The 11,335-nt window shown below is 50.3% G+C and carries 12 protein-coding genes; 7 read left to right on the forward strand and 5 right to left on the reverse strand.

Going from position 1 to position 11,335, the window contains the following annotated elements; genetic code table 11:
• Window positions 1-39: 39 nt before the first annotated feature.
• Both FC99_RS12545 and FC99_RS14450 read left to right on the forward strand, forming a co-directional pair.
• On the forward strand, window positions 40-312 hold the full coding sequence (locus FC99_RS12545; protein WP_048734391.1) for a type II toxin-antitoxin system RelB/DinJ family antitoxin: 273 nt from the start codon (window positions 40-42) through the stop codon (window positions 310-312).
• Window positions 313-421: 109 nt separating this feature from the next.
• Entirely contained in the window at window positions 422-583 is a 162-nt protein-coding gene (locus tag FC99_RS14450) for a type II toxin-antitoxin system mRNA interferase toxin, RelE/StbE family (RefSeq protein WP_164480532.1), read from the forward strand.
• A gap of 75 nt (window positions 584-658) precedes the next feature.
• Here the strand turns inward: FC99_RS14450 and lepB are convergent, their stop codons facing one another.
• The gene (lepB, locus tag FC99_RS12550) at window positions 659-1,243 is read right to left on the reverse strand and encodes a signal peptidase I (RefSeq protein ID WP_048734394.1); all 585 of its coding nucleotides are present in this window, start codon (window positions 1,241-1,243) and stop codon (window positions 659-661) included.
• Window positions 1,244-1,470: 227 nt separating this feature from the next.
• Here lepB and FC99_RS12555 point away from each other — a divergent pair, with 227 nt between their 5' ends.
• The 3 genes from FC99_RS12555 to FC99_RS12570 all read left to right on the forward strand — a co-directional run bounded on the left by FC99_RS12555 (window position 1,471) and on the right by FC99_RS12570 (window position 4,639).
• Window positions 1,471-1,863 (forward strand): cytidine deaminase, encoded by a 393-nt coding sequence (locus FC99_RS12555; protein WP_048734396.1) that lies wholly within the window; start codon window positions 1,471-1,473, stop codon window positions 1,861-1,863.
• Window positions 1,864-2,780: 917 nt separating this feature from the next.
• The gene (locus FC99_RS12565) at window positions 2,781-3,134 is read left to right on the forward strand and encodes a PadR family transcriptional regulator (RefSeq protein WP_048734400.1); all 354 of its coding nucleotides are present in this window, start codon (window positions 2,781-2,783) and stop codon (window positions 3,132-3,134) included.
• Between the two features lie 2 nt (window positions 3,135-3,136).
• Complete coding sequence (locus FC99_RS12570) at window positions 3,137-4,639, forward strand: DUF4097 family beta strand repeat-containing protein (protein WP_048734403.1); 1,503 nt, start codon at window positions 3,137-3,139, stop codon at window positions 4,637-4,639.
• Window positions 4,640-5,550: 911 nt separating this feature from the next.
• Here FC99_RS12570 and FC99_RS12575 read toward each other — a convergent pair.
• Window positions 5,551-5,826, reverse strand: a complete 276-nt coding sequence (locus tag FC99_RS12575) for a hypothetical protein (protein WP_235805929.1) — start codon at window positions 5,824-5,826, stop codon at window positions 5,551-5,553.
• Between the two features lie 248 nt (window positions 5,827-6,074).
• Between FC99_RS12575 and FC99_RS12580 the strand changes: the two genes are divergently transcribed.
• Window positions 6,075-6,599 (forward strand): MarR family winged helix-turn-helix transcriptional regulator, encoded by a 525-nt coding sequence (locus tag FC99_RS12580; protein WP_048734407.1) that lies wholly within the window; start codon window positions 6,075-6,077, stop codon window positions 6,597-6,599.
• A gap of 807 nt (window positions 6,600-7,406) precedes the next feature.
• Here FC99_RS12580 and FC99_RS12585 read toward each other — a convergent pair.
• The 3 genes from FC99_RS12585 to FC99_RS12595 form a co-directional block, all read right to left on the reverse strand.
• A complete protein-coding gene (locus tag FC99_RS12585; protein ID WP_048734411.1) occupies window positions 7,407-8,018 on the reverse strand; it encodes a sugar O-acetyltransferase in 612 nt (203 codons plus the stop codon).
• Window positions 8,019-8,054: 36 nt separating this feature from the next.
• Complete coding sequence (locus tag FC99_RS12590; protein WP_048734414.1) at window positions 8,055-9,371, reverse strand: MFS transporter; 1,317 nt, start codon at window positions 9,369-9,371, stop codon at window positions 8,055-8,057.
• A gap of 93 nt (window positions 9,372-9,464) precedes the next feature.
• Window positions 9,465-9,995, reverse strand: a complete 531-nt coding sequence (locus FC99_RS12595; RefSeq protein ID WP_048734417.1) for a DUF1440 domain-containing protein — start codon at window positions 9,993-9,995, stop codon at window positions 9,465-9,467.
• A gap of 435 nt (window positions 9,996-10,430) precedes the next feature.
• On the opposite strand from FC99_RS12595, the gene FC99_RS12600 reads away from it, so the two are divergent.
• The coding region (locus FC99_RS12600) for an RNA-guided endonuclease TnpB family protein (protein WP_235805930.1) at window positions 10,431-11,335 on the forward strand (905 nt) is incomplete at its 3' end.

Consider the following 11,335-nt stretch of genomic DNA (forward strand, 5'->3'; position numbering starts at 1 on the left):
TGGTGATATAATGGTAAAAACGGATGGGTAGGTGTAATCATGCAAAATGTGGAAAAAGATAGGATCAGCATCCGCGTTGATCGTAGTCGAAAGGAAGCAGCACAGAAGGTTTTTAATGAAATGGGATTAGATTTGGGAACAGCTATCAATATATTTTTAGCCCAGTCAATTCGTGACCAAGCCCTTCCATTTCGCCCTTCTGTTTATGGCCAGCGTCTAACACAAGCGCTGAAAGAAGCAAAAAATGGTGATGTTACAACGTTTGATAATGAGAAGGCGTTTTATCGATATTTAGATAATTTGGGGGACTAAATGAAGGTTAAGATGACCCGAGTATTCACACGTAGTATAAAGAGATTAGGAAAGAAACATTACGATTTAAACAAGTTAAAGATGTAAGCATGGAGAAACGCAAACGCTGATAAGAAATTATGACTATCACATTTTAAAAGGTGATAAATCAGGAGTTAGTGAACTTCATCTAGAGCGTAATTGGATTTTAATCTATGAAATAGTTGGAAAAGATGAGCTTGTTTTATTACTGTTGGATACCGGGATACATGATATTCTTAAATTTCGTTAGAATCTAAAAGGGTTAAGCATTAGCTGACGTTGGGGGTTAGCTGATACTTAATCCTTTTTAGTTAAATATACCTGGTTAGCTCGCCATATCGTTCACGTTATCACGATGGGTCTTGGTTCCTTGCCAGAACGGCACCTTGACGACGCCCATGACCTTGCTGGCGTCCACGTAGCCCCATGCGCGACCGTCCTCGGAAATGCTGCGGTGGTCACCCAACACGAAGTAGTGGTTCGCGGGGACCGTGTTGCCAGTGTATTTCCAATTGCCGGCTTTGGCGAGGCTGCCCAGCGTCCAGTCGCCGGTGCCCGTCGTGCGTTCGGCGGTACTGATGAAGGACTGCTTGATGGGCCGATTGTTGACGTAGATGTAGCCGTTCTTGCTGACGACCTTGTCGCCGGGCAGACCGATCACCCGTTTGACGTAGTTGGTGTTTGGTGCGGCGGTCGGGTCTTCCCCGTAAGCGTCAAAGACGATGACGCTGAGGCGTTTCAATTTGAGCGGTTTGACCACGACCATTCGCTCCTTGTCGGCCAGGTTGGGCTCCATGGAGCCGCCGGAGACCTTAACGATTTCGAATAAATAGGTGCGCACGACCAGCACGACCACGAGGGCCACCAGGATGGGTACGACCCAGCTTAAAATACTGCGTAAAATTTTCATGACGATTTAAACTCCCCCAAGTTAAAGTTAGCGCGGCCACCGATCTGACGATTAACGGCCATCATATGCAGTTTATTTTAGCATAGCCCATCTCGTTCTTAGCTCATTTAGCGAAAACTTAAGTAAAATAACGAGAAAGTTTGTGCAAAAGGTAGCGCTTTCAGTGAAAATATGTAACAATAAAGAAGCAGAACAGTTCACAACAGGTAATACGAGGAGGAAACAACATGGCAGATCAAAAAGAATTACTGGCAGTTGCAACGGCAATGCTCGACAAAGCTTACACGCCTTACTCACATTTCCACGTTGGCGCGGCGGCAGTCGGTGCTAGCGGCAAGATCTATGGTGGCTGTAACATCGAAAACGCTTCGTATGGCGCGACTAACTGTGCGGAAAGAACGGCAATCTTCTCAGGTGTCGCGGCTGGTGAGAAACACTTCACGGCACTGCTAGTCACTGGGAACACGGACGGTCCCATCGCCCCATGTGGGATTTGTCGCCAAGTCATCGCCGAATTCTTCGATGCCGACGCTCCGGTTTATCTGACCAACCAAAAGGGCGCGTTCACTGAAACCACGGTGGAAGGCATTCTTCCTGGCGCCTTTACCGACTTGCAGTAAAACGTTACATCATTTGAATTTTAAAATTGTTATATCGACGGTCATTGTTCTTTGATGGCCGTCTTTTTTTGTCGTCGATTAGGTCTTAGATTGTGAAGAATTGCCGCACTACGGCTGCCAGGGATTCCGTCTGCTGTGGGGACGCTTCAGACTGGAAAAGCACCAGTCTTCTCGCTCGATTTGAAGCCGCGAAGAACACGCGTCTTCAAATTCGCCCGTGGCCTAGGCTAACAAAGGACGTCAGCCAACGCCACCTCCACGGCCGACTACATCCCTGGCCGCCTCCGGCTTAGATTGATGTCGTCAATCACCGAAGCTTGGGACGTAAAAACGTGCGACTGGTTCAATGGATTGCCGGATGTTGCGTATGTAAATACTGTGGTCATTTATGTGCGGTGAGACGTGGTGTTATGCCATCGAAGGATAATTCAGTTGCAGATTGCTTTTCAAGGCAAACCCGTAAGTAGCCATTTGAGCGTTTTCCGATACTATGACTGGTCTCACAGCCATCTCAGCACAGTAATTCCATCCAGACCGCGTTGTCATCAACTCCCCACAGAATGTTACCAGACAGTTCGGCCAACAGTTCCAGCTCCAAAGCATGTCAGGTTAACAAACTATGTAAAGCTGGAGGAGACCAGGATGGAGCCAGCCGTCACGACGATATTAGGCGAGGTATTTTCCTGGCTTATATCGTGGGACGACCCTGAGAAACGCGCGTTCTTTGCGGCTTTCAGGCGAGCTGGAAGCCCGTTCCACCGGCTGTGGGCGTTCCCCATGGCAGGCGTAATCCTGGCAGCCGCAGGCGGACAATTTACGTGCTTTAGAATTTAAAATACTATTCTGAACAAATTACTTTGACACACACAGTAGTATGTGATACATTAAGTTCATCGAAAAGGAAAGGAAGTGGCAGCATGGCTGAGATTATTTCCAAAGATTTAATCCGGGGCCATACGGATACCATCATCTTGAATATCCTACAACAGGGGGATAGCTACGGGTACCAGGTGGCCAAGCGGGTGAAGGAACTCAGCGCGGGACATTATGAACTGAACGAAGCCACGCTGTACACGGTCTTTCGCCGACTGGAAAAAAACGGCGCGTTGACCGACTACTGGGGCGATGAGACGCAGGGGTCGCGGCGCAAGTACTATCACGTGACTGATGCGGGCCGTGAGCTACTCGCGGAGAATACGGCGGCCTGGCAATTTGCTAAGCCAATCATTGACGATTTGATCACCGGAAAGATTACTACCGAGGAGGACTAGGCATGGATAATATTACGATGGAAGTACGCACGCGACTTGATCAGCTTTTCAGTCAATACCAACCATCACGGGCGTTGACGGAACTTAAGGAAGAGTTAGTGGGCGACCTGACCGAGGCCGTGACAGAAAAAATGAACCAAGGAATGGCCGCGGATGCTGCGTTGGACGAAGCCATGGATCAATTGGGCGACATCGACACGTTGCTCAAGGACGTTGCGGCGGAAAATAGTGATCAGCAGGCGGCCGATGCCGATGCTGAGACTGGAGCCGACGAGAATCGGGAGCAGGCCAACGACCAGAGGGATAACACCGCTGACGATGACCACGACACGACGATTCACATCGACGAAGAGAACGGAGAAGACCGGGTCCAAATCGGTAAGTTGAAAATCGTCGGTGACAAAATCAGTTGGGGCGACCACGTCATCGTTGATGGCGACAACGACAAGGTTGACCTTGGCGGCTTGGTCAAGGTCGATGGGGACCACGTCACCGTTGCGAATGGTATTGTCGATGTAAATGGCGACGATGTGCGGATCAATGGTGAACGGCCGCGGCGGACCTACGTGGAATCCTTACGCCTGGTCAATACCAAGTCATTTTCACCAGCGGACTTGAACCTCGTGAACATCGACTACCGCGACGCCGCCGTTAAAATTGGGCCGGCCGCTGGCGATAACATCGTGGTCAACGAGTACATGAGCCGCGACAACAGCCGCTTCTACCTGCGTTCCAGTCGTCGTGGCAGTGAGCTCAGCATCAAGCAGGGGGATCGGCCACATCTCTGGCCAGTGCACATGCGTGCCGAAATCTTTCTGCCAACTCAGCTTAAGGGTAAGGTGAGCGTCCATGCCGGTAATGGTAGTCTGGAAGTCAGCGATCTCAATACGCCATTGATTGTGGATGCTAAGGCAACGAACGGTAGTATGCGGGCGTTTGACGATCACGTTCAGCTCTTGAACATGAATTCGATGAACGGTTCGGTCAGAATCGACCAGAGCAGTGCAGATAAATTTAACCTCTACAGCCGTAACGGCAGCGTTAAGCTGAAACAGACGACCGGGGCGAGCGCCATTGAATCCACGAATGGGAGCGTCAAGCTGAGCGACTGCGTGGGCAACGCCATCGTCAACAGTCGCAACGGTTCTGTGAAATTTGAAAACGCCACGGGGCATGTCGAAGGCCACACGGCGGATGGTTCGGTGCGGGTCCAGAACCTGAACGGGAGCGGCGTGTTCCAGTCTAAGAACGGCAGTATCAACGTGCAGGTTGGCCAGTTGACCGGTGATATCACCGCGAAGAGTAATAATAGTAGCATCACCGTGCAGATGCCGATTATGACCGACTACACCTTCGATGCCAAGAACGACGATAGCCGCGTTGAGGTGCCCGAAGAAGCCACGTTAACGCTGAGCGACAAGCATCACAAGATCGGTCAGGTTGGTGACCAGCCGGAAGCTAACGTGATTGCTCATACCAAGAACGGAAGCGTCCACATCAGCTAACTCCTCCAGCTGAAATGGTGGCGAATCCGGTACGCTGGCGGGCCCCCTCGCGTCAGCTAAATCGTAAAATCCGTAAATATAGGGAAAACCGTCGAGCACGTGTTGGGTGCTCGGCGGCTTTTTGTCGTAGCTGAAATTTTCGGACGGCAGTGGCGAATGAGGGACTAGCGTTGGCGAGTTTTTACCATGACATACCGGCGCTGCTGGGATCTAGTAAAAAGATGAAATACTTTAAGCAAAATCTTTGCGTTTTGACTAGCAGGTCTGCTAGGGTCAGCCATAAGGAAGGTGATTTTCCATTCTGTCAATGAGGGTTACCTGAAAGCTGTGCCGGTGAAAAAAAGAAATTTTAGTTAGTAAGGTAGACTAACTTTTAGGTGGCAGTCAAATTTGGGGCAATGAAGGCCCTGATTTGCGGACAGTTGCAAGCGACTAGCGAAAACTGAAAGCTTGGCCGACCAACCTGACTAGTCATTTTGACGTTGGTAAGGTAACTTTGAACGAAAAGCGTGAGGACCAAGATTAGCTGGTGAAAATGAGGGTTAACATGCTATGCTATTGACAGTTATTTTAGTTTGACCATGGCCGCTATCATTAGTGTTTGCGGATAATTACACGACTGGATGTTTATCAATGAAAACAACACGTCCATTTACACTCTTATCCCCTCAATCAATCAGTCTGTATAATTTTCTGATTGTTACCAGTTCACTCAAAATGGGGTATAGCGAGGGTCAGGGAGTGCGGTATAATCGGGGTAGACTAGGACTAACAAAAAAGGGCTTTTCTCCGCGCAAAATGCACGGAAGAAAGCCGAACGGGTTCAATAATAGTAACGTTTGTTGCTAATTGTAAAGAAAAAAGCAACAATTTCGCGAAAAGGGTTTCTTTTTATTGCGGGAGAGGTGATACTAGGAGAAGCTACTTGGCACCGGTTTCGTATAGGTGCCACCAAGGTTGCGATTGGTGTAAGTTGACTTGCGTGATTGGTGTAAGTTGACTTGCGTGATTTGTGTCAGTGGAATCTGCCGGGATCTGCCTGCGGTGAGGCCTAGGTAAACGGTTGAGTCGGTGAGGTAGTCGACGGTTCCCGTGTACGTCACGTCATGAAATATTAGTGAAGTTACTTGATTATTTTGGTAAGCGGCTCGAAGTAGGGGCCGAATTTGTTGGCTAGCAAGTTGCATAAGTCTCATCACGTCCTCGGAAAAGATTAATTCCATTATAGAACGGATGTTCGTTTTTGCAAACCCAAAATTTCATTTTACCCAGTTACTTAATTGGATAGTGAAATAGTAGTAGGGTTAGCCACTTTAGAAATATTGGTTGGTGACGTGGCAATAATTATCAGCTACAATTAAGTTCCGTAGCTGTGCAATTCTTAAGAGAAAAAGGCAGGATCTACCGCTGTCTTAGAAGGAGTAATGGACTGATAATGACTGAAACGACTAATGAGGCTGTAACGGAAGCCCAACTGAAAAAAGAATTTGACGATTTGTACATGCACATCTTCAAGTACATCGGCGACTTCGTTTCCATTCCCACCCAGAAGTATAATCTGACTTTTGAAGCCTACATGGTGATGGATAACGTTGCTCGGAGCAAGAACGGCCAGACCTTAGTTGAATTAGCTAAGTTAGAGGGCGTCTCCAAGAGTGCCATTGCACGGCAAGTTAACGTTTTGCTGAAGGAAAATTACGTGATGCAAAAGGTCGACCCTAATGACCGGCGAGTGAAGTACATTACGCTGACGGCTGCTGGGAGTCGGGTTCAACGGAACTTGGCCCAAGCCACGGACGAACGGTTCCACCGGTGGTTAGGTTTCTTCGGCAAGGATGAAGCCGAACACTTTATCGAAGTGCTCCACAAGGCTAACGAACGGGCCATTGCGGCCGGTTTCGTCGGCTTTGACAGCCTGCATGACAAGCGGCGGAACTCCAACCGGAGCCGTCGGAGCTAATTCCACAAAATTTCTGAGACGACGACCTGTGCAATTGACCGGTCGTCTTTTTTTTATGGCTGATGAGGTTTGCTATGACTGCCAGCACTGCGGCTGCCAGGGATTGCGCCTGCTATGGGGAGCGCCTCCAGCCGAGGGGCAGGCTTCCGGCTCGCCTGAAAGCCGCGGAGTGCACGCGTCTCTCAGGTCGTCCCACGATGTAAGTCGGGAAAGAACCCCGACAAACATCGTCGTCACAGCTGGCTCCATCCCTGGCCGCCTCCGGCTTTAGGTTGATGATTACCAGCACAGGAGTTTGAGGCCGAGACGATCAGTTTGTGCGGCGGCGGTCAGCGGGTATGAGTGGTTTCGCTCGAGTGGTTCTGGCGACTGCTCGTCATTCATGGTGTCACGAAAGCATCACGACTGGTTCTATTCCTGTTGTCTCCGACTTTGAGTGATTGCCATCACAGAGATTTAGTGGGCGAGTCTGGTCAGTCTGTGCAGCGACGTTCAGCGGTAGTACACTGGATTTGCTCAATCAGTTTCCGTAATCCCATATGACATCACGAAAAAAAGCGCTAGAACTGTTCTTAATCAATACGGACAATTTCAACGCTTATTTTTTAGTGGTCAGAATCAAACGGTCCATTCAAAATCAATATCAGCCGTGAGGGCAGTCAAAATAGGCTCAGCCGTGGCACTGTCTTAGCTGAGCGGTCTTCTCAGGTTAGACAGAACCGAGTTTTGAGACCTGAACTGCGGGCTCAAAATCGCGTTCACAGTGTTCCAGCCTATTTTGACTGCCCGGTAAGGCGTTGTCGGAGACTAGTTTAGCAGGTCCGGGTTGATTCGATGATCCTTGAAGTAGAATTCGCGGTCGTGGTCGTTGACCGGGCGCATGACGTGGCAGGGATCGCCGACCGCCACCACGTTGTCCGGGAGGTCTTTGGTGACGACACTACCGGCGCCGATGACGACGTTGTCACCAATCGTGATGCCGGGGAGGACGATGACGCCCGCACCCAGCCAGCAATTTGTACCGATGTGGACTGGCGCGTTGTACTGATATTCCTGTTGGCGTAGCTCGGGGAGGATGGGGTGACCGGCCGTGGCGATGGTCACGTTTGGGCCGAACATGGTGTGGTCGCCGACGTAGATGTAGGTGTCGTCGACCATGGTGAGATTGAAGTTCGCGTAGATGTGCGCGCCGAAGTGGACGTGGTGACCACCGAAGTTGCTGTGAAATGGCGGCTCGATGTAGCAGTCCGGGCCAATGCTGGCGAACATGTCCTTGAGCATGGCTTGGCGTTTAGCCCCTTCCGTCGGGCGCGTCTGATTGAAGTCGTAGAGCTGGTCTAAACATTTTTCCTGTTCGACAGCGATACTGTCGTCGCCGGGGAGGTAGAGGTCGACGGTGTGTAGTTTATCCTTTTCCATGTGAACGGGTCCTTTCAGGTGGCGTGGCGACTGGAATTATGCGTCAATCGCGGCCATTAGTTTACGTTCATTATACAACAGGAGGATGGCAAACATCACGATGTAAAGGATCAGCGGCAACCAGGCATAGTTGAGCGTGATCATGTGCTGGGTCGCGACGTTTTGCGCGTGGTTAGCGACGTAGCCTGAGAAATGAAACAGTCCCGCGGTCACCAGACCACCGAGGCCTAGCCCAACGTTGACGCCAAAGTCATCGGTCGACGCCAGGATGCCCTCGGCCTGAATACCCATCGCCATCCCGTAGCGAATCGTGTCGGCAATCATGATGGAAACGAGGCCGATGATGAGGCCGTTACCGATCGAGTTGATCAGGATACCGGCGAATAAAACGACGAGGTGGTTGAGCAAGACCCCGATGGTTAGAATCAGTTGCCCTAAAGCAGCGAGCGCGATGCCGCCCAGCATGGTGCGCTTCTTGCCCCAGTGGTCGGCTGCATGCACGATGAGTAGCACACCGATCAGCGCGGCAAAGGTGAAGCTATTCGCCCAGGGAACCAGCGCTTCGCTGTGTTGAATGTATTTGAAATAGTAAATGGTGGTCTGATTTTTAATTGCAGTGGTCAGCCAATATAGCAAGATAACGACCGAAATCACCAACCATGGCTGATTTTTCCGCAGCATGGTCCCCACTGCGCGCCAGGATTGGTGGGATTGTTCGGCGTTGGTAAACCGTTCGCGGACGTGGAAAAAGGTGTTCCAGATGAGGGCGAGAGAAATCAAGCCGAACAGCACGATGGTCAACAGGAAGCCGCGCTGTTGGCTGCCGTGGCCGAAGAAGGCGACCAGCGGCAGGGTGAAGATGGCCACAATGATCTGCACGGAGCTACCACCGAATTGGCGAATGACGCCAAGTAGGGTCAGTTCCTGCGTGTTTTGCGTCATGGTCGGCAGAATCGACGTGATGGGAAGGTTGACCGCGGTGTAGAAAAAGCCTAACCCCAGGTAGGTCACGTAGGCCCAGACAAGTTTGCCACTCCCGCTAAACGGTGGGGTGACGAAGGTCAAGACGGCGAAGAGGACGTAGGGAAGCGCGTACCAGAGAAAGAACGGCCGACTCTTGCCCCATTTGGAATGCGTGCGGTCGATCATGAGGCCAATGATGAGGCTCTCGACCACGTCGGCGAGGCGCGCCACGATAAAGAGGATGGCGGCGGCACTGGCGGACAGACCGTAGACGTCGGTATAAAAGAAGAGCAGGTAGGTGGTCATCATTTGAAAGACCAGATTGTCGGCCGCGTCGCTGAGACCGTAGCTGATACGTTCCGGCCATTTTGTTTGCCAAGGTTGATTCAAAGGGCAAGCCTCCTAAGTAGTGAGTGAAATTAGTGAACACAAAGGGCCAACCGACGAGGCAAAATGGCCGTGTGCGGTTGGCCCGTGATCCAATTATTGTTTATTTTTTTCGGCGACTAAGCGGCGGTAAACTTCGGTGCCAACTAAATCGTTGGTGACCATCCACGCCACGTGGCCAAGAGATTCGGAGATGTGTTCTTCTTTTGGCTGGTTCTCGGGAGCGGGCACGGTGCCCATCAGTGGCATGATGCCAAGGTGAAAGGCGACCCAGATGGCGAGGCCGAACCAGGTGCCGGCGTCTTTCTTAACGGCGGGTAGCTTCTCACCGATGATTTGATAGAGGACGGCAAAGGTGGTCGAAAAGCCAAAGTGAATCACGTAGCTGACCCACGGCAATTCGTGGCCGGAGTAGTGGTAGGTAGCGTGAGTGACCTTAGCGGGTACGCCAAATTGTTCAAGTAAGGTCTGCGGTGGGTTCGTAGCGTCGCGTTCCTCGGTGCGGGGTGGCAGGACATTTTCCCAGCCCAACTTGACCAAGCCAGAGACGATGCCAGCAGCGCCGCCAGCAATTACGGCAGCCTTCAAGTCGAGGGGCTGACGTTTTTTAGATTTAAATAAGGACATCATTGATTCCTCCTTCAATGTTAATCACAAGTTAAAGTATATGCCTCTCAAGACAATTTAGGCAAAAATTAGCTTGTAGCGTGATGCACAGAATCGGGGTGGCTTGAGATTGGTTGGAGCTGGTCGCACTGCGGCTGCCAGGGACTGCGCCTGCTGTGGGGACGCTTCAGGCTGGAAACCCACCAGTCTTCTCGCTCGATTTTAAGCCGCGAAAAGCACGTGTCTTAAAATTTGCCCCTGGCTTCCTCCGGCTTTAGTTGATGTCATCCGCCAGGAAGTGGTGAATGATGACACAGACTTTATTAAGAGCTAAGCAGAAAACCTGCGATTTTAATCGCGGGATGAATGCCAGAACTTAATATTCTTTTTGAAACATACGTTCCCCTCAAAGTCTAAATATGATATACTTAATCCAATCTACAGGGGAGGTATCCGTTGGCTAAATTAGGGCGAACAATCAAGCTGAGACTCTATCCAGACGCTGATCAAGCAGAACAATTTCTAGCGATGAGTCAGGAATATCAACGATTAGCTAATATTGTCAGTCAATGGATTTTTGACCATGCGTTTCAGTTAAGCTGGTTAAAAATCAATCACCAGCTGTACAAACAATTCAGGCAGGAATCACCGCTCAATAGCCAGATGATTCAGTCGGTCTTTCGGACGGTTGTGGCTCGCTATAAGACTGTCCGAGAACAAATGAAGCAACATCCTTATCGCTACAAGAACGAAGAAAATAAGTGGATTCAGCTCCCAAAGGATTTGACCTGGTTGGTGAACCCCATCCAGTTTCGCCGACCACAAGCAGACTTGGTTCGTCAAAGTAATTATTCCTTCGTAAGTGAGATGCGACAAATCTCAATCACCACTCTAGGTAAGCGGACTAAGTTAGGATTCACCAACAAAGGATTTGAAAAGTACTTTACCGATGACTGGAAATTCGGTACTGCTAAGTTGGTCCATAACCGGGGCAAGTGGTTTCTGCACATCGGCATCACCAAAGAAGTTAGCGATTTCAGTCCCAAAGACAATCCTAAAATCGTAGGGATTGACCGTGGATTACGTTTCCTGGCAACCGCCTTTGATGATGAAGGAAAGACGCTATTCTTTGATGGTCAGAAGATCCTACGTAAGCGAATGAAATTTCTGGGAATTCGTCGACAACTACAAAGCAAAGGGTCCAAGTCTGCCAAGAGAAAACTGAAGCGACTGGCTCAACGAGAGAACCGCTGGATGACCGATGTGAATCATCGGCTAGCTAAGACACTCGTCGCGGCATATGGTTCGCATACGCTTTTCGTTTTGGAAGACTTAACTAATGTGACGTTCAACACGGATGA

Source organism: Levilactobacillus koreensis JCM 16448, from assembly GCF_001435525.1.
Classification (GTDB): Bacteria; Bacillota; Bacilli; order Lactobacillales; family Lactobacillaceae; genus Levilactobacillus; species Levilactobacillus koreensis.